This is a genomic window from Desulfoluna sp. HI9BLuna (assembly GCF_056829775.1).
In genome coordinates this window covers 2,965,399-2,985,308 of record NZ_CP186555.1, presented here as the reverse complement: position 1 = coordinate 2,985,308, position 19,910 = coordinate 2,965,399, and the positions used below count along the sequence as shown (strand labels likewise).

Here is a 19,910-nt window from a genome sequence, read left to right as displayed (position 1 = left end):
CACCTTGAGTATATGAAAATCGAAACATCTCGAAGACTGACCATCACCCATTTATTGAACCCGAATGACTTGCCTTATTCGCCCAAGCTCATCGTATGTATAGTAAGAACCGGGTGCAGGGCTGCTGGTACTGTCCCCCGGAAAGGTTCCCAGAATTTTCTCGATTCTGTCGTGAATGCCATCCGAATCACTGTCCGTCGAAGTGGGGTTGATACAGAGCTGGTGCTCCTCCAGGTTCGTTAAACCATCACCGTCATCATCTCCTGTGGGATCGTGAGAAAGATTGCCCCAGTACACCATCTCAAAACTATTGGACAACCCGTCAAGATCTTGCGGAGACACACGAAGGGAAGCACCCTTTTTTACGGAAAACCCCTTATTCAAACGGGTAAAATAAACCATGCTGAAGGCCACATCGGTCCCGGGCAGCACACGGCAGGTGTTGCGCGTAACGATATTGTCGGCGCTATAGGTCTGGGAAGCCAAGTCTCCCTCGAGGTAGAGAACCCCCTGGGTTTCGATGAAGTCAGCCAGCTCTACTTTGCCGTTCTTATCCGCGTCCTCATACGAACCGTGATCAAGGGTGCCATGGCGAGCCATCTCCCAGACATCGCTAATTCCGTCTCCATCCGTATCTGGGAACAGTTTTTCGGGGTCAACGTCGCTCTGCGTTGGGTTGGATCCCATGGCCTCTTCCATCCAGTTTAAAAGGCCATCTTCGTCCGGATCATCATCCTGGGTGTAAGCAAAGCTACCGAAATTGTCCCACTCCCATTGATTATCCAGCCCGTCCCGATCGTTGTTTACGATAAACCGGGAACCTTTCCCAACCCGAAACCCAGGGCTGAGTCTTGCCAGACTCATGGGAATAAAAACGGTAGCCCCCCCAGAGTTAACCTGGCAGACCTCTGAAGTCCGAATATCCCCACCAGCAGTATAGACTTTTGCTTCAAGGTCTCCGGTGAGAACCATATCTTCAGCATGCACAGGCACGACAATAAAAGCGAGCAATCCCAGAGTGATAAGAAACTGTTTCATAGACTTGACCTATCGAATTTGATGCGACACATCACTACTTGATGATATTTAAGAGTCTTTCTGTACAATTTAATAACGTTGAAAAGAATTGCGGCGTCCTTTAGACAAATCAAATGCTCTTTCCTGTTACCTAAGAAGTCAAAGGCAACATAATCAATCAAAATTGAAGCAACGAAATTTTCGTCGTCTTGCTTTCGCACATGCCCATAACCTACTGTAAAATAGACTTTTATTAATCAACGCAATAAAAATATTAACAGCAAATGATCACTTACAAGTGATACATATTTGTTCTATCTTCATGAGATAAAACCAAATCGAAAAGGATGCACCGCGAAAATTGTTACACCCCCTCATTAATAAGTAAACATTTTTTTCTTGACAGAATTACCTACCAAGCAACAAAAAGCAACTCTTCGCGCTTAAAAGACTAAAACTATTAATAAATAACAACAGTTAAAAACATATACACAGCAAAAGGTCAAAGAGACTTCATAATATCTAAACACAACTTACAAGATAGGACATCGATCATAATGACATCTATTCACCATAAACATTGTGATATAGACATAAGATCACACAAATTTGACAAGGCCCCGGAATTACAATCGGTGAACGGCGAGTGGTTTTGGCCTGGTTTTGCTCGGTAATTATTTTTGAACCGAAGGCCATTTTTATGGAGGGAAAAAACGTAAAATAGATATTGAAATGAAAAAATTAAAAATCGATAGCTTCTGCCGCATACAACGCACCACAATACGTATAAAACAGCCTCAAGCAGCCCCCTCGTATACATCGACAAACAAGAAGATCATTCACAGACACGTATCTTCATCAGATATGTCGTAAGCGATGAGTTCTTAGAGAGGAGAGGAAAGGGGTGTGTGAGTCCGAGATATCATGACAATTGCCCCCGTCCTCCAAAACCACTCCTCAGACAAAAACCTCCGGCTCTTTCCGATCAGCAAACTCAACTTCCAACTCGTGCTTATGCCGAAGGTAGTTCTCGTCGTCGTAGTACTTGGCCTGAACCGGGCATGCTTTGATGCAGGCCCCGCATTTGATGCAGATGCCGTTGATAGTCGAGACATCCTCAGGATCGATGGAGCCCATGGGGCAGACGGTGACGCACAGCTTGCAATCGGTGCAGTCGGAACTGGTTTTGGGGGCGACTTTTCGGATGTCCACGGACACCCCATCCGGATTTTTGGGCTTGTAATAGGGCCGGTAGGGGCGATGGCCCTTAAGGGGGACCGGGGCGGCTGGGTCAGGTCCTGACAGCTTTGCTGCAATCTTGTCCGCAAAGTCGGCCACGAGGGCATTGTCCTTGTCATCGGGGCGTCCTTTTCCCAGGGTTTTGGAAAAGGAGTGCTCGCCCACGAAGGCGCCTCCGGCCACGATGGAAAAGCCCTTTGCCTCCAGGATATCGGCCAGTTCCACAAGGGCATCGTCGTAGTGCCGGTTACCGAAAAGTACCACAGGCACGGCCCTTGCCCCCCGGCCTTCGATGGTATCCAGGTATTTCAGCAGGACATTGGGAACCCGCCCGGCATAGACCGGAACCCCGAAGACCACAAAGTCCTGGGGACCAAAGGAGACCACATCTTTCCTTGCGCCCGACAGGGTAAAGTCCTTCTGTTCCACCTCTGCGATGCCGGGTATCTTTTCCGCCAGGGCCGTTGCCAGCCCCCACACCACGTGCCGGGTTGTGCCCGTGGGGCTGAAGTACATGGCCTGGATCGTTGATATCGTCATATCGCCCGCCTTTCATACGCTACAAACGCCTCCGGCGGCCCTGCCGGGGACTAAACTTTTAAAAAGTTGAACAAATAGGTCATAAAGAATAGTTACATGAATGCCGTTATAAATGCGGATGTGATTTGACCCGAGGAACGAGGGGCAAATCACATCCGCTATCTGCTTTCAAGGTGGCACACCTTGCCGCCGGAGGCTGTTTTTTGGAGCTGAATAGTTACCAGTTATTAAGCATTCCACTATTCCTACGACCAACGCCAGAAGAATAGCCACCGTCACTGGCAAAAAGCAAAAAAAAAAGCGATTCCGGCAATGAGCCGAAACCGCTTTTCACAGACTTTTTTTTAAAGCCAACCCACCGGCAGATCGGCCGGGTTCTTTACCCGGATACTCCGGGAGCGGCCACCACAGTATTGGGGATGGGTTCTTTTTTTACGGGAAGGTATCCCTTGCCCTTGAGTTCAAGCACCAGGGAGTTGATATAATTTTTGGCGATCTCTTTTTCTGCGGTTGAAAGGTTTTTGAAGAGGCCCACGGGCAGGAGGGGGAGCCACCACACCTGGGTCACTTCATCCCGGGAGAAAAAGGATTCGGCCTTTTGCCCGTGCTCATACAAGGTGGCCACCCATTCGCAGTTGTGGGAGTACCACACGGGAAGAAGGAAAAGGGTAAACCCGGCAAGGTAGGAACCGCTGGCTTCATTGGGGCTGGGGTTCATGGTCACGTCAAAGCGGATATGAAAGTTCCCGGGGTCTCTCACCTCTTTGACGGTGTTGAAATAGCCTGTCTCAGAAAAATGACGCTTAATGGCCCGGCTGACCTGGGACTCCGTGGCCGTCCAGTCTGAACCGCTCAATGTTACCCCATGCATGGAGACACTTGCGCTCCCCGGCAGGTTGTTATGAACCTCAACGCTGTAGGTCATGTCCCCCCTGGCATCCGCACTCAATGACACCGGCTGGCACTCAGTGACCGGAATATCGTGTTTGACAATGGATGCGCACCCGCTGAGTAATAAAACGCCAAGGGCCATCACCAGGCCCGCCTTCATATACCTCATCCCTCTTTTCCTTTCACCTGCAATACCAGATACCACCCACGGCACGGATATCTCATTTTTTTTATGCCTAAACAGCCTCATGCCACAAAAAAGGCACCCAGATACAACCCGGATGCCCATGACTGAACCGGCCTTTTTCATGGCCGATTCTTCATTAAATGTCTACTTATTTTTGTGTTTGATCACTTCATAGCGGGATGAAATAATATCTTGAAACTCTGTTGAAACAGCATGCCAGTCCAGAATTTCCACTCGAAAGGGAAGGCTGGACTCTTGGAATGCCTCCTGAAGATCAAAGAACCGCCGAGACTCAAGGCGTGTAGCCCCCATCACGACCAAGTCAAGGTCCGACCATGGCTTGGCAGTACCCTTCACCCGAGATCCGTAAGCCCACACATCGCATGCCGGAACATGACGGGAAAGAATATCCATCACCTCTCTCAGGTGATTTTCCTTAAGGTCAATCATTCCTGGCCTCAAGGGCGGCCAGAAACCGGACCGCCTCCTTGGAAAAAAGAGCTGCGGACTCAAAGACGTCGTCTGCAACCGACACATCATAGGTATGCGAGGTCATGTTGCGCGACCTGTGAAAGTCCATCCAGAGATCCACATCATCAATCAAGCGGTTCTCAGCGCCATACCTGAAAAGCTCCCGTCGGGTTACCCCATCCACATAGGTTGAACCTATGTTCTCCTCCAACCAGCGTTTCAGGCTCTTCCAACACAGCTCATAGGTAAATTCAAAGTTCTGGATCACCCCGGCACGAAGGCCGTAACGCGTCACCTCGTCCAGGGTCCCCATCAACTCTGGGTTCTGGGCCCTATCCAACAGGGATTCCAATGAAGCAATCGCCTTTTTCAGATTGCTCAATTCCAAAGCCATTCGGTGCCCCCCATATCTTGTTATAAAAGCCCTAAACACCGGACAAAAGTAGAAACTGCGCATGAATGCCGTTGTGATTCAGGCGGCTCCCCCCACCACCGGAGTTATCCCGGTTAACGTGAAACGTCCCCAATGACCCCATCGGTTTTTCAGAAGAATGAAATGGGCCTCTTCAGCAAAAACGCCTGCCACATGCCACACCCCACGCGAATGCCCCGAAAGCATTGGCATGAGTCGCCCTCCATGCATTCGCCATGGGGTTTCAAGGTGCCTCCACCTTGCCGCCGGAGGCATCCCTCAAAAGGCCTCACTTTTTTTGCTATCCACCTGATACTCGAACTATACCCTATCGCCCCCTATAATGCGCCTTCGTCCTCCTCCCCATCCAACCGATCCTGCCACTCCACCACGTACTTTTTAACGGTCCTGCGGTCAAGGCTGGTACGCCGGGCCACCTCTTCGAATTTGCCGTATTTCTGGTAGAGCATGTGGCAGTAGGCGGTGACGAGTTCGTGAGCAGAGAGTTCGCCCCGTTCCAGGTCACCGAAGCCTTCGGGGACCTGTCCGGTGTGGCGGGCGGTCTGGGAGGCGTCTCCGTGGTAGCTGCGGTTAAGGAAGACGCGCCGGATGCACTGCTCCAGCTCCCGGACGTTACCGGGCCAGGGGTAGCCTTTGGGCAGGTCGGTCTCGATGACATCCAGAACCATGTCCGTGAGGTTGGCTGAACGCTTGCCCACGGTACGGGCAACAAGGAGCTCCACAAGGTCCACCAGCTCCCGCTTGTCCTCTTCGATGCGCTGGCGAAGCGGGGGCACGGTGATGACGTCCGAGCAGAGGCGGTAGTAGAAATCATCCCGAAACCGGCCTTCGCTCCTCAATTGCTCAACGGGCTTGTTGGTGGCTGCGATGACCCGGCCCTTGAAGCGCACCTCGTTGTGGCTCCCCACCGGGGAGAAGACGCGCTCCTGGAGCACCTGGAGAAGTTTGATCTGCACGGGGATGGAGACCTCGCCGATCTCGTCCAGGAAGATGGCCCCCCAGGGGCTGCACCGGGAAAAGACCCCCTGGTAGTCGTCGATGGCGCCGGTAAAGGAGCCTTTGCGGTGGCCGAAGAGCTCGCTTTCGATGAGGGCTTCGGGAAACCGGGAGAGGTTGATGGAGAGAAAGGAGCGGGTAAAGCTCTCCTTGAAGCAACCCCGTTTGCGGTCGTAGGGGGTGTAGCCGGAGCGGCCGATGGCGGCGGCGGCCGAGCCCTTGCCCGTGCCGGTTTCGCCTAATATCAGGGTGGAAAAATCCTCCATGCGGTTCCAGAGGATCCCGCTGTAGAGCTCCATGTCGTGGGTGAAGACGTTGTTCCAGAGCCGGTAGCGCAGGGCCACCATGGACTCGCTGGGCCCCACCAGGGAGTAGTGGATAAAATGATAGGCGCGGCGGAGCTGGTAGCACCCCTCCACGGTTCGGATGGCTTCGTCGCGATCCAGGCCCGCGGCCTCCAGGCCGCTGATGGCTTCCCGCAGGAAACTGGCGCGGATCTGGTGCTCTCCGGCCCTTGCCTGGGCCTTGATGAGGCGGTCGAACTCTTTTCTGTATCGGTAAAAAAAGACAAAGGTCACCACGCCGGTAAGGAGCTTGCGATCTTCGCCCTTGTACATTCGAAGGTCCAGGCGGTTCTCTTTTTCCATGCGGATCGCTTCGGTCTCCACACGCTTCACCGCCGCCTCCACGGCGCGGGACGGGGAGGTGGATTCCGGGACCCCGGCGATCTTCCGGTCCAGGACGATCCGCTCTTCCCCAAAGGGGTTGACCCGGGGGGCGCGGCCCACCAGGGTAAACAATTCGCGTTCTTCCGGGGTGAGTTCTCCGACTCGCGTACTTCGTTTGAGCATCACTGGCATATTCCTTTCCCCACACTGTTCCTTTCATGCACACCGAGTGCACGGGGTGTCGACTTTTTACCATAGCACCCTCCCAAGGTACCCGGCAAGCATGGGCATCAAAGGTCGGCAAATCGAGAGCTTACCCCAGTTTAAAATAAATGGCACGCCTTTTGCATCCGTTTGGGACTCAAAATTTATGAATGCTATTCATTTTTTTCTGCATCAGGGCCATATTCAACGGCCCGCACTACGGGCGCCGAGTCTGCCCGGCCAAGACAGCATGTATTCACGACCGCCTCACGTACGGGTCACTCCGGGCAAGATTACCGGCCCCAAGACCCCATGGCGCTCAAACACGATGCAGAAGATGACACAACCCCGGCCCCGACGAGGCACTTAAGCCCCTTCGGGTCCGGAGATACTCAGGAGTCTTTGAATGATCAAACGAGTCTTAGGATCCAGACTGCCGGCACTGGCTTACAACCCCACAGGCGCTTTCGACATCGGCTATTTCCGCGCGCTCTCCAGGGCCGGCGTGCTCCCTGTGTTCGACACCGAAATGATGGACGAAAAAACCGCCATTGAAGGCGTGAAAACCCTTTCCAAGGAAGGATTCCCCTTCGGCGTCCGGCTCCGCACCTCCATGGGCGGGCTGATTCACTTCCTCGACACCAGCAGCATCCCCACCCTGGACCTGGTGGTTGTGGCGGCAGCGGCTGCCAAACACTTCTCCGCTATCTCCAAGAGCCGCCTGGGCTGCAAGGTGGTGGTGGAAGCCGTGAACCTGGGCACCACCTTCCCCCTGGCCGACGGCAAGCCCGACGCCGTTGTGGTCCGCGGTTCGGAAGCGGGCGGATGCATCTCCCGCTACACCTCTTTTATCCTGCTCCAGTGGTACCTGGAAAAGAGCGAGTTCCCTGTCTTTGTCCACGGCGGTGTCGGTTTCCATACCGCTGCTGGCCTCTTCGGCGCCGGTGCCTCGGGCGTCGTCCTCGACTCCCAGCTCTACCTCACCGACGAAGCGCCGGTGGCCCCGGCCTTTAAAGAGCAGCTCAAAAAACTCGAAGAGTTCGACTCCATCTCCATCGGACGCACCCTGCCCTTCCGCTTCCGTTTCTTCTGCAAGCTCGCCACCAAGGTGGTCAAGGAGCTCGGGGAGATGGAATCCGCCCTGCTGAACCACGCGGACGAAGCCGAGGTGCTGCGCCGCGAGATCGAAAAGCGGTTCACCCCCATCAACACCGAAGGGGCCAACCCGGTCCAGAGCCTCTTCTTCCTGGGGCAGGACGGGGTCTTTGCCAAGCGCTTTGTGGCTGAAGGCACGGATGTGGCCTCGGTCATCGACCGCTTTTTCACCCGCGTGGGTGAACTCACCGCCCTGGTGGATGCCCACGATCCGTTAAAAGAGAACTCTCCCCTGGCCCAGGAGCTCGGCACCCGCTACCCCATCATGCAGGGCCCCATGGCCAACATCAGCGACAACGCCGACTTCGCCGAGACCGTCTTCCGCGAAGGGGGCCTGCCCTACTTTGCCATGGGCAGCCTCCCGGCCGACCTGGCCGAGAAAATCATCGAAGAGGGCTCCCGCAAGGTGCCCCGGTTCGGTGCGGGCCTCATCGGCATCGAAGCGCTGAACAAAGCCGTTGCCGGTCACATTGAGACCGTAAAAAAATACAAGGTTCCCTTTGCCCTGTTTGCAGGGGGCATCCCCTCCCAGGCCATTGAGCTGGAAGCAGCGGGCACCAAGACCTTTTTGCACACCCCGGCCTCGGGGATGCTGAAAAACGCTCTCTCCTCGGGCTGCAAGCGCTTCATCTTCGAAGGCACCGAAGCGGGCGGCCACGTCGGGCGCCTGAGCAGCCTGGTCCTCTGGGAGATGGGCATCACCCACCTCCTGGCCCAGCCTGAAGGGGCCCTTGCAAACCAGACCGCCATCTTTGCAGGGGGCATCGCCACCCGCACCGGCTCCTGGTTCATCTCCGCCATGTCCGCGGTCCTGGCCGAAAAAGGGGCCAAGGTGGGCATCCAGCTCGGCACCCCCTACCTCTTCACCGACGAGATCGTTGAAACCGGCGCCCTGATGAAAAAATACCAGGACGTGGCTCGGGAAGAGATCACCACCCTGCGTATCGGTACCACCGTGGGCCTTGCCTGCCGTACCATCAAGACCCCCTTCTCCATGGAGATCGTGGCCAACGAATACCAGCGCATCGTGGAAAAGGTGTCTCTCTCCGACCGGAAGCGCGCCTTTGAAAAGGACAACATCGGCTCGCTTCTCATCGCGGCCAAGGGCTTCTCCCCGGATTTTGACAAGCTCAAGAAGGGCGAGCCCCTCTCCTACATCAAGTACAACGACGACGAGGCCTTCCACAAGGGCAACTACTCCGTGGGCAACAGCCTCGCCTTCTTTGCTGAGACCACATCGGTCAAGGCGGTTCACGACGGCCAGATGCAGAGCAAGGAAGGCCTCTCCGCCAACTTAAACGAGCTGGAAGTCATGACCGCCAAGTGCGGGATGATGAACGATGAGATCGCCATCATCGGCATGGGCTGTGTCTATCCCGACGCCCATGACACCGACGACTTCTGGAAGAACATCGAGTCCAAGCGCTACTCCATCAAAGAGGTGGACCCGGCCCGCGTGGACCTTGCGCCGTTCTACAACGAAAACCGCAAGGCCATGGACAGCACCTACACCAAGATCGCCGCCACCGTGGACGACTTCGTCTTTGATCCGGCAACCTACGGCCAGGATCCCAAGGCCGGCCAGCAGATCTCCCGAAGCCAGAAGATGGCCCTCACCGCCACTTTCGAGGCACTGGAAAAAGCAGGGTACCCCCAGGGCAAGGGCCTTCCCCTGGCCACCACCGCGGTGATCATGGGCAGCTGCCTCGGCAACGAGACCAGCCACCACCTCAACCTCAAGTACTACTACCCTGAGTTGCGCTGGCACTTAGAGCAGAGCGACGCCTTCAAAGCCCTTACCGAGGATGAAAAGGTAAAGGTCCTGGCCCACCTCAAGGACCGCATGGCCGGTGACTACCGCAACGAATCCCCGGACTGCGCCACCCTGAACATCGAAGCCTCCCGCGTGGCAGCCGCCATCGGCGCTTTGGGCGCCAACTACGTAGTGGACGCGGCCTGCGCCACCAGCTTTGCCGCCCTGGACTCCGGTATCAAGGAGCTCCTCTCCGGCAGCCACGACGTGGTCATCACCGGCGGCATCAACACCAGCATCAACCCCGAGACCTTCATCGGCTTTGCCAAGATGGGGGCCCTCTCGGCCAAAGGCTCCTGGCCCTTTGACGAGCGCTCCGACGGCTTTGTCCTGGGCGAAGGCGCCGGTGTGGTGGTCCTCAAGCGTGCCAAGGACGCCCTGCGGGACGGAGACACCATCCTGGGTATCGTCAAGGGCGTGGGCGGCAGCTCCGACGGCAAGGGCAAGGCCATTGCCGCACCCAACCCCGACGGACAGGAGTACGCCCTGAGGCGCTGCTTCGACCAGGCCCGTGGCCTCACCTTCGACGACGTGGATTTCATCGAAGCCCACGGCACCTCCACCATCCTGGGGGACATCACCGAGATCAAGACCCTGAAGCGGGTCTACGACACGGGCAGGCCCAAGGGGATCAGCTCCGTGAAATCCCAGATCGGCCACCTCCTGGGCGGTGCGGGCGCAGCAGGCCTTATCAAGGTACTCCTGGCCATGAAACACGGCATCCTGCCCCCCAACGGCCAGTTTGAAAAGGCATCCCCCAAGCACGAGCTGGACAACAACTCCAAGCTCTACATCATCAAGGATGCCAAGCCCTGGACCACCGAGGCAGGAAAGCCCAAGCGTGCGGCTGTCTCCGCCTACGGATTCGGCGGCATCAACTACCATGCGGTGGTGGAGGAGTTCACCGCCGACTACCAGCCCCCGGCGCGAACCATCTTCCCGGACACGACCTGGGATTACAACGACGACCGCATCGTCATCAGCGGCATGGGCACCGTCCTTCCCGGCGGCCTCTCCACGGACCAGTTCTGGGAGACCCTGGTGGACGGCAAGAAGATCCTCTCCGAGATGCCGGAAAACCGCCTGCACCTCGACTACTTCGTGGATGAAGAGAACGACTTCAGCCTGCCAAGGGTCAAGGCCGGGGTGATCCCCGACTACACCTTCAACAACCTGAAGTACCGCATCCCGCCCAAGACGGCCAAATCCATCGACCGCGCCCAGTTCTTCGCCCTGGACGCCGCCACCCAGGCCATTGACGAAGCCTGCGGCGGGGACCGCGAGAAGATGTTCGGCAAAGCCAACAAGACCGCCGTCATCATGGGCAGCATCAGCGGCGAGAAGCACGTGGAGAACATCGTGCGGACCCGCGCCCCCCTGGTTGCGAGCTTTATCGCCGAGACCCCGGGCGTGGACCCTGCCAAGGCAGCCAAAGCCGGTGAAGCCCTCATGGAGAGCATCCGTGAGCGGTTCATGGAGAACAACGAGGACACCACCCCGGGCCTTCTCACCAACATCATCACCGGACGTATCGCCAACTTCTTCGGCGCCAACGGTGCCAACTTCGTGGTGGACGCAGCATGCGCCTCCGGCGGCATTGCTGCCGACCTTTCTGTAAAAGGCCTGAAGGCAGGAGACTTTGACATGGTCGTGGCAGGGGGCGTGGACGCCAGCTTCTACCCGGCCATCATGATGGTCTTCAAGCGCCTCGGGGTTCTCACCGACGCCGAGACCTTCATCTGCGACAAGCGGGCCAAGGGCATCCACCTGGGTGAAGGGGCCGCGGCCCTGGTGCTCACCACCTATAAAAAGGCCAAAGAGCTGAACATGCCCGTGTTCGCCGAACTCTCTGAGATCGGCTTCCGCTCCAATCCGGCACGGAACCTCTACGCTCCGTCCGAGGCCCTGTTCCGCGAGGTGACCACCCGCCGTTTCGACCGCTGCGACGTCATCAAAGAGGACTTGGCCCATGTGGACCTCTTCGGCTTCTCTTCCCTGATGCTCGACCAGGTGGAGCTCCAGGCCGCTTCCAAGAGCTTCGGCCACAAGACGCGCCTGGGCAACATCAAGCCCGAGTTCGGCTACTACAAGGGCGCCAACCCGGCCATTGCCCTGGTGAAGCTGGCCCTCATGGCCAAGCACGGCAAGCTGCTGCCCCACCACAGCCACTCCTCCGAGCACTCCATTGTGGCGGACCGCTACAACCTGGTCCCCGGCCTCGACCTGGCAGACGCCCCCAAGGGGCATCGCCTGAGCCTGGGTGCCAACCTCTTCGGCTTCGGTGCCAACCACGGCCACGCCGTTGTCAGCACCCTGCCCCGGTGGATGTCCGAGGAGGCAGCCTCCTTTGCCGAAGAGGCAGCCACCGAAACCGTGGCTGCACCCATGCCCCACGGTGAGGTCCACGCCGGAGAATCCTGCGCCCTCCTCTGCGGCCAGGGTTCCCAGTACCCGAAGATGATGCAGCCCGTCTACGAGAGCAACACCTACGTCAAGGAGATGTTCGACAAGGCCGACGCCCTCTTCCGAAAAGAGCGGGGCACCTCCCTTCTGGAGGTGATGTTTGCCGAGGAGGACTCGAGGATCCACTCCACGGACTTCACCCAGCCCGCGGTCTTCCTGGCCACGGCAGCGGTATTCGACCTGCTCTCCGAAGCCGGGTTTGACACCGACTACCACATCGGCCACAGCGTGGGCGAGTACTCGGCCCTTTACACCAGCGGCATCCTCTCCTTTGACGACGCCTTCCGTCTGGTGATGAAGCGCTCCGAGCTCATGAAAAAAGCGGACCAGAACACCCCGGGCCGCATTCTGGTGCTCTTCAAGAACGCCGAAGAGGCCGCCGCCCTCATCGCGGAGTCCGGCATCGGCGACATTTACGTCACCAACAAGAACAGCACCAAGCAGACGGCGGTCTCCGGTCTCGAAGGGGCCATCGACACATTCTGCGGGTTCCTGACCCAAAAGGGTGCCATGTTCCGAAAGCTCCCCTTGACCGGAGCGTTCCACACCCCTATCCTCAGGGCCGCCGCCGACGAGCTGGCCCGGTTCATCGAAGGCATGGCCTTCAACCGGCAGGGCTTTTCCAAGGTGATCTCCAATGTCACCGGACTGCCCTACCCCAATGACGAGGCCGCGGTAAAACGCCTCCTCATCAACCAGATTATCTCTCCGGTGGAGTTCATAAAATCCGTGGAAACCGTCCACGCAGCCGGGGTTCGCACCTTCTACGAGGTGGGAACCGGCAAGATCCTCACCGGGCTTTTAAAATACATCCTGCCCGAGGGCTACACCGCTCACCTCTCCGTGGACAAAGGAAAGGGCGAGGCGGCCTCCCTTGAGGCACTTATCGAGACCATCAGACCCGTTATGACCGACACTGTTCAACAAGACACACCCGCTGCACACGCAGCAGCCGCCCCCAAGGCCCCGACACCCGCGGCCGTGCCCGTGGCCTCCGCGCCCTCCGAGGCCGAAGGCACCTTTTCCGGCGACCACGACGACTTCAACGCCTTTTTGCAGGACAACTCCGAGAGCTTAAAGGCCCTCATCGAAAAAGAGTACATCAAATCCCGCCGCGAGAAGCGCCTGCGCGAGGTGGAGACCTTCGGGTTCTACACCGGTTCCATCTCCATCGCCGGTGTCTCCATCGGCCTGCCCGGCTCTTCCGGACGCGTTTTTGACGAGGCCAACTTCGACAAGATCATCGCAGGCCACAACTGCATCGAGAACCTCACCGAGGCAGAGCGCGGGTTCATGCTGGACAAAAACATCGTGCGGATCCACAAGGCGCCCAACGGCAACGCCCGCATGATGGCCATCAACTCCCCCGAGGAGGTGATCCAGCTGGCCGGTAAGCTGGGGTACTTCCACCACAGCGACTTCGGCATCAAGTACAACTACGACATCAGCATCAACTTAGGGATCGCAGCCGGCATCAACGCCCTGCGCGACGCAGGCATCCCCCTGGTGCGCAACTGGACCACCGGGCCCAGCGGCAAGCGCATCACCAACGGATTTGCCCTGCCCGAAGAGATGCAGGAGACCACCGGCGTCATCATGACCTCCCTGTTCCAGGGATGGGAGACCCTCCTCACCGAGGTGGAAAACTACTGCCGGGACAAGTTCTCCGTGAAGCCCTTCAAAGAGATGGAGAAGATCTACTACTATCTCATGGAGACCGTGAAGGACACCGAGCTCAAAGGGCGCCTCACCGACTGGTTCTTCGGCCTCAAAAAGGACCAGCCCGAGACCCCCTACCAGTTCAACCGGGAGCTGATCATCAACGCCATCGCCCTGGGCTCCGCCCACTTTGCCCAGATGATCAAGGCCAAGGGTCCCAACCTCCTGCTCTCCGGTGCCTGCGCCTCCACCACCCAGGCCTGCGCCACGGCCGAGGACTGGATCCGCACGGGCCGCTGCGAGCGCGTCATCGTCATCGGCGGCGAGGCAGCCACCAACAAGGCCCAGGTGCCCTGGATCGCTTCCAGCTTCCTCTCCATGGGGGCTGCCAGCATCAAGAAGACCGTGGCCGAAGCAGCCAAGCCCTTTGACACCAACCGCAACGGGACCATCCTGGGCGCCGGTGCCGTCTCCCTCATCGTGGAGCGAAAAGACTCCCTGGCAGGCAGGGGCCAGCGCGGCCAGGCCGATATCCTCGGCTCCTACATCGGCAACAGCGCCTTCCACTCCACCCGCATCGACCAGGAGCACCTGGCCCGGGAGCTGAGCCGCTTTGTTTCCCGCATCGAAGCACGCCACGGCCTCAAGCGTGACCAGTACGCCGAAAAGGCCCTGTTCATGTCCCACGAGACCTACACCCCGGCACGGGGCGGCAGCGCCGACGCCGAGATCAAGGCCCTGCGCGCCGCCTTTGGTGAGCACGCTTCCAAGGTGACCATCGCCAACACCAAGGGCTTCACCGGCCACACCCTGGGCGCGGCCATTGAAGACGCCGTGATGGTCAAGGCCCTGGCCAAGAACCAGGCGCCCCCCATCGCCAACCTCACGGACCTGGCCGAAGAGTTCTCCGATCTGACCTTCTCCCGAGGCGAGGAGAAAGACCTGGAGTACGGCATCCACTTTGCCGCGGGCTTCGGCTCCCACTTCGCCTTCCTCTTTATCCGGGAGGAGGCCGAGCTCAGCCGCGAGAACAACGCCGACTACTTCAACTGGCTCAAGCACATCTCCGGCGAGGAGTACCCCGTTCTGGAGGTGGTGGACCACACCTTGAGGGTTCAGTCCGACACCACCCCCGGGGGCCGCAAGACCATCGAAGCCCCAGTGAACGTCAAGGCCCAGGCCGCTCCCGCTGAAAAGCCCGCGCCCGCTCCGGCCGCCCAGACCGCAGCCCAGGTTCAGGAGCAGAAACCTGCTCCGGCTGAAGCAGCGCCCGCCGCAGCCGCCTCCGGCGCTGTGGAGACAGTGAAGAAAATCATCGCAGAGGAGACCGGGTACACCACGGACATGCTCGAAGACGACCTCGACCTTGAGGCCGACCTCGGCATCGACACGGTGAAACAGGTGGAGGTCTTCGGCAAGATCTCTTCTGAGTTCGGCCTGGACGTGCCCGAAAACCTTCAGCTCCGCGACCTCAACACCATCGCCAAGCTGGCTGGCTATATCTCTGCTCAAGGAGGTGCGGCTGCCGCTCCGGCTGAGGCAACTCCCGCAGCACCGGCAGTAAACGCCTCCGGCGCCGTGGACGCGATTAAAAAAATCATTGCTGAGGAGACCGGCTACACCACGGACATGCTTGAAGACGACCTCGACCTGGAGGCGGACCTCGGCATCGACACGGTGAAGCAGGTGGAAGTCTTCGGCAAGATCTCCGCTGAATTCGGCCTGGACGTCCCCGAAGATCTTCAGCTCCGGGACCTCAACACCATCGCCAAGCTGGCTGGCTATATTTCTGCACAGGGCGGCGCAGCAGCTGCCGCCCCTGCTGAAGCAGCTCCCGCAGCCCCGGCAGCAAACGCCTCCGGCGCTGTGGATACAGTTAAGCAAATAATTGCTGAAGAGACCGGCTACACCACGGACATGCTCGAAGACGACCTCGACCTGGAGGCGGACCTCGGCATCGACACGGTGAAGCAGGTGGAAGTCTTCGGCAAGATCTCCGCTGAGTTCGGCCTGGACGTCCCCGAAGATCTTCAGCTCCGGGACCTCAACACCATCGCCAAGCTGGCTGGCTATATTTCAGCACAGGGCGGCGCAGCAACTGCCGCCCCCGCTGAAGCAGCCCCCGCAGCCCCGGCAGTAAACGCCTCCGGCGCTGTGGATACAGTTAAGAACATCATCGCAGAAGAGACCGGCTACACCACGGACATGCTCGAAGACGACCTCGACCTTGAGGCGGACCTCGGCATCGACACGGTGAAGCAGGTGGAGGTCTTCGGCAAGATCTCCGCTGAGTTCGGCCTGGACGTTCCTGAAGACCTTCAGCTCCGGGACTTAAACACCATCGCCAAGCTGGCTGGCTATATTTCTGCACAGGGCGGCGCAGCAGCTGCTGCCCCTGCTGAAGCAGCTCCCGCAGCACCGGCAGCAAACGCCTCCGGCGCGGTGGAGACTGTGAAGAACATCATCGCAGAGGAGACCGGCTACACCACGGACATGCTCGACGAGGACCTTGATCTTGAGGCGGACCTCGGCATCGACACGGTGAAGCAGGTGGAAGTCTTCGGTAAGATCTCCGCTGAGTTTGGCCTGGACGTCCCCGAAGACCTTCAGCTCCGGGACCTCAACACCATCGCCAAGCTGGCTGGCTATATTTCTGCACAGGGCGGCGCAGCAGCTGCCGCCCCAGCGGAAGCAACTCCCGCAGCCCCGGCAGCAGACGCCTCCGGCGCCGTGGACACGGTTAAGAACATCATCGCTGAGGAAACCGGCTACACCACGGACATGCTCGACGAAGACCTCGACCTTGAGGCCGACCTCGGCATCGACACGGTGAAGCAGGTGGAAGTCTTCGGCAAGATCTCCGCTGAGTTCGGCCTGGACGTCCCCGAAGACCTTCAGCTCCGGGATTTGAACACCATCGCCAAGCTGGCAGGCTACATTGCTGCCCAGGGGGGCGCAGCGCCTGCTGAAGCCGCCGCTCCCGCAGTTGAGGCAGCACCGGCTGCTTCCGGCGCGGCGTCAGCCGCCACCGGCGTTGTCTCTGCCATCAAGGGTATCATCGCCGATGAGACCGGCTACACCGTGGACATGCTGGACGACGGCCTGGACCTGGAAGCCGACCTCGGCATCGACACCGTCAAGCAGGTGGAAGTCTTCGGCAAGATCTCGGCCCACTTCGGCCTGGACGTGCCCGAAGACCTTCAACTCCGGGACTTAAACTCCATCGAGAGCCTGGCAGGCTACGTCACCGAAAGGGCCCACATCGAGGCGCCCGAGAGCGGTTCTCCTTCCGCTCCCGCGGCCCCTGCAGGGTCCGGGGTCACGGATTTAGGCGTCCCCGCCTTTGAAGAGGGTGGGGTCAACCGCTACGCCATCCGCGTCAAGCAGCTGGGAGAGCGCTCCGGCGTTCATGTGGACCTTGCCAAAAAGACCATCCTTGTCACCCAGGACCGTCACGGCTTTGCCGAGCAGGTCAAGCTGGTGGTGGAAGCCCGGGGCGGACGCGTCATCACCATCGGGTCTAAGGACAGCACCTACGCCTGTGACCTCGCCGACCACGAAGCCCTTGTCGCCACCCTGGCCGAGATGAAGAAACGGGAACCCTCGGTGGACGGCCTCCTGCACCTGTCTGCCATGGACGGGTACCTGGAGAGCTGCCCCAACGGGGTTGCCGCCGACGCTGAAGGCGCCATCAAAGGCTTCTTCCTTATCCTTCGGGAGCTCCAAGAGTCCCTGAACCGCGAAGGGGCCCTCATCGGCGCCCTCTCCGTGGGCTCTGTGGTCTTCCCTTACGGAGACGCGGGCGGCGCCAAGAGCCACCCCGCCTTTGCCGGGCTTTCCGGGATGCTGAAGACGGTAAACAAAGAGTTCGAAAACGCCCTGGTCCGCATCATCGACCTGGCCCCCGGCATCACCGCAGCAGATGCCCGCATGGCAGCAGCAGCCTTTATGGGCGAGCTGACCAACGGCAGCCGCCGCGTGGAGACGGGCCTTGAGAGCGGAAAACGCTTAGGCCTCAGGCTGGTGGCCGAGTCCTCCGCCAAGGGCACCCCGCTCATGAAGGCCGGGGACACCGTGGTGGTTACCGGCGGTGCCCGGGGCATCACTTACGACATCCTTAAAAAAGTCGTGGCCCACGCCCCCTGCAACCTGGTGATCCTGGGTCGCTCGGACATCGAGGGCCTTGCCCCCGAGTTCGCCACGGGCGACCTCTCCGAAGGGGCGGTCATGGCCAAGCTCCGCGCCACCATGAAAGGGGCCAAACCCCTGGAGCTGAAGCGCGCGGCAAGCAAGATCGTCAAGATCCGCGAAACCCGGGACAACCTCGACACCCTGAGGCAGGCCGCCCAGAGCGTGGCCTACCACGCCGTGGACGCGGCAGACACCCAGGCCGTCACCCGGGCCATGGCGGGCTACGCCAAGATCGACGGGGTCATCCACGCCGCAGGCCTGGAAGAGAGCGCCATGATCGAGAAGAAAGAGCTCTCCTCCTTCAACCGGGTCTTCAACACCAAGATCAAGGGAGCGGAGAACCTCTTCAAAGGCCTTGAAGGCAAAACACCGCGTTTTGTCATCACCTTCTCCTCGGTGACCGCACGCTTCGGCAACGAGGCCCAGGTGGATTACACCTGCGCCAACGACATGCTGGGCCGCATGGTTCAGCGATTCGGAGCGGAAAAAGGCTGCATCGCCAAAGTCATGGACTGGACCGCCTGGAGCGGCAGCGGCATGGCCGCCACCAACGACACCGTGAAGAAGGTCCTCGAATCCCGAGGGCTCACCTTCCTGCCCCTGGACCGGGGCGTGGACTTCTTCATGGGCGAGCTGGCAGGCACCGAAAGCTGCGAGAGCCTCTTCACCGGACCGGACATCGCCTTTGACCGGGACTTCATGTTCGAAGAGGTGGACGCCGCCGAGTTTGACCGGCAGACCCCCTTCATCGACGAGGTCAAGGCCGAGAGCGACGACAAGATGGTCTTCACCCGGGTCCTGGACCTGAAGCGGGACCTTTTCCTGAAAGACCACAGCATGAAGGACGTGCCCATCTTCCTGGGCGCCACCGGCATCGAGACCATGGCCGAAGCGGCTTCCCGCCTCTTCCCCCGGTCCGGCGCACGGCTTGAGAGCGTGACGGACTTCTCCATCCCCTACGGCATCAAGATCCTCAAGGAGCGCCCCAAGGAGCTGGAGATTGAAACGGAGAAGAGCGACAAGGGTGAGGACGCCCTCAACTGCCGCATCACCTCCACCTTCCGCAAAGGGAAGATCACCGGCAAGACCACTCTGCACTACGAAGGGACCTTCCACTTCACGGACAAGCCCGTGGAGGACCGCGTCATGGCGCTTCCCGAGTTCACGAAAGTGAAACTCGACGGCACCGTGGACGAGCTGGTCTACCATCCGGAGCGCCTCTTCATGCACGGTTCCTTTCGAACCATCCGGGACATCGCCTCCTTTGACGGCGAGACCCTGGTGACCAAGGTGATCCACAATGGTGAACGTGAATTCTTCAAGGGCGAGACCCGCCCCGAGTTCTTCACCGACGTCATTATGGTGGATGCCATGTTCCAGACCGGCGGCCTCTTCGAGTTCTTCACCACCAGCGAGCTGGTGCTGCCCTACGGCCTGGAGAAATTCGAGTTCGTCCGCCCCGTGGAGCGCGGCAAGGAGTACTACTGCATCACCCAGCGTGTGGCCTCCGACGACCGGACCAACACCTACCGCATGGTCCTCACCGACCTGGAAGGCAAGGTTTACCTGGATCTGACCAACTTCCGCATGGTGAAGCTGTCCCGACTCGACGACAAGCACAAAATCAGCGGCAAAGTGTCCGCCGCCTGATCAGAATAAACACCCCGGAGTCGCACCCTGCGGCTCCGGGGGAGCTTATGAAGCCGCCCTTTCCCACCGGAAAGGGCGGCTTCGTTGTTTGTGGCGGGGCCTCCGGGCCCTTCCGGGGACCAAACCTTTGCCAATTTTATGCGTTGGGTTTAACAAACAGACCTTAAAAAACTATCCGGGCAACATGGCACCGCTCCCATGCCCCGGAGTCATCTATTCTGAGTTGTTGCATCAAGGGCGTTGATGTTACCAGCGGCTTGCGAGTATACTATAGACCTGTTCAGGAACGTTTTTCCGGATCGGCGTCTCAGCACACCTGCAGGCACTGAATCG

7 protein-coding genes are annotated in these 19,910 nt (G+C 59.0%); 1 reads left to right on the top strand and 6 read right to left on the bottom strand.

Annotated features, from left to right (window positions below):
• Nucleotides 1–51: 51 nt before the first annotated feature.
• The 6 genes from ACOYW0_RS12075 to ACOYW0_RS12050 all read right to left on the bottom strand — a co-directional run bounded on the left by ACOYW0_RS12075 (nucleotide 52) and on the right by ACOYW0_RS12050 (nucleotide 6,625).
• The gene (locus tag ACOYW0_RS12075; RefSeq protein WP_482418670.1) at nucleotides 52–1,038 is read right to left on the bottom strand and encodes a hypothetical protein; all 987 of its coding nucleotides are present in this window, start codon (nucleotides 1,036–1,038) and stop codon (nucleotides 52–54) included.
• Nucleotides 1,039–1,974: 936 nt separating this feature from the next.
• Nucleotides 1,975–2,796, bottom strand: coding sequence for an EFR1 family ferrodoxin (locus tag ACOYW0_RS12070; protein WP_482418669.1), 822 nt, complete (start codon nucleotides 2,794–2,796; stop codon nucleotides 1,975–1,977).
• Nucleotides 2,797–3,175: 379 nt separating this feature from the next.
• Nucleotides 3,176–3,856 carry a hypothetical protein gene (locus tag ACOYW0_RS12065; RefSeq protein ID WP_482418668.1) on the bottom strand — a complete coding sequence of 227 codons (681 nt, stop codon included), beginning with the start codon at nucleotides 3,854–3,856 and terminating at the stop codon, nucleotides 3,176–3,178.
• A gap of 162 nt (nucleotides 3,857–4,018) precedes the next feature.
• A complete protein-coding gene (locus ACOYW0_RS12060) occupies nucleotides 4,019–4,324 on the bottom strand; it encodes a nucleotidyltransferase family protein (RefSeq protein ID WP_482418667.1) in 306 nt (101 codons plus the stop codon).
• Nucleotides 4,317–4,739, bottom strand: a complete 423-nt coding sequence (locus tag ACOYW0_RS12055; protein ID WP_482418666.1) for a nucleotidyltransferase substrate binding protein — start codon at nucleotides 4,737–4,739, stop codon at nucleotides 4,317–4,319. The genes ACOYW0_RS12060 and ACOYW0_RS12055 overlap by 8 nt, the downstream gene beginning before the upstream one ends.
• A gap of 356 nt (nucleotides 4,740–5,095) precedes the next feature.
• A complete protein-coding gene (locus tag ACOYW0_RS12050; protein WP_482418665.1) occupies nucleotides 5,096–6,625 on the bottom strand; it encodes a sigma-54-dependent transcriptional regulator in 1,530 nt (509 codons plus the stop codon).
• Between the two features lie 427 nt (nucleotides 6,626–7,052).
• Here ACOYW0_RS12050 and ACOYW0_RS12045 point away from each other — a divergent pair, with 427 nt between their 5' ends.
• Nucleotides 7,053–19,577, top strand: a complete 12,525-nt coding sequence (locus ACOYW0_RS12045; protein ID WP_482418664.1) for a beta-ketoacyl synthase N-terminal-like domain-containing protein — start codon at nucleotides 7,053–7,055, stop codon at nucleotides 19,575–19,577.
• The last annotated feature ends 333 nt before the right edge of the window (nucleotides 19,578–19,910 follow it).

Excerpts from the sequence above, each read along its gene's own strand:
- ACOYW0_RS12075 (WP_482418670.1), bottom strand. The coding sequence starts at position 1,038 with ATGAAACAGTTTCTTATCACTCTGGGATTGCTCGCTTTTATTGTCGTG.
- ACOYW0_RS12070 (WP_482418669.1), bottom strand. The coding sequence starts at position 2,796 with ATGACGATATCAACGATCCAGGCCATGTACTTCAGCCCCACGGGCACA.
- ACOYW0_RS12065 (WP_482418668.1), bottom strand. The coding sequence starts at position 3,856 with ATGAGGTATATGAAGGCGGGCCTGGTGATGGCCCTTGGCGTTTTATTA.
- ACOYW0_RS12060 (WP_482418667.1), bottom strand. The coding sequence starts at position 4,324 with ATGATTGACCTTAAGGAAAATCACCTGAGAGAGGTGATGGATATTCTT.
- ACOYW0_RS12055 (WP_482418666.1), bottom strand. The coding sequence starts at position 4,739 with ATGGCTTTGGAATTGAGCAATCTGAAAAAGGCGATTGCTTCATTGGAA.
- ACOYW0_RS12050 (WP_482418665.1), bottom strand. The coding sequence starts at position 6,625 with ATGCTCAAACGAAGTACGCGAGTCGGAGAACTCACCCCGGAAGAACGC.
- ACOYW0_RS12045 (WP_482418664.1), top strand. The coding sequence starts at position 7,053 with ATGATCAAACGAGTCTTAGGATCCAGACTGCCGGCACTGGCTTACAAC.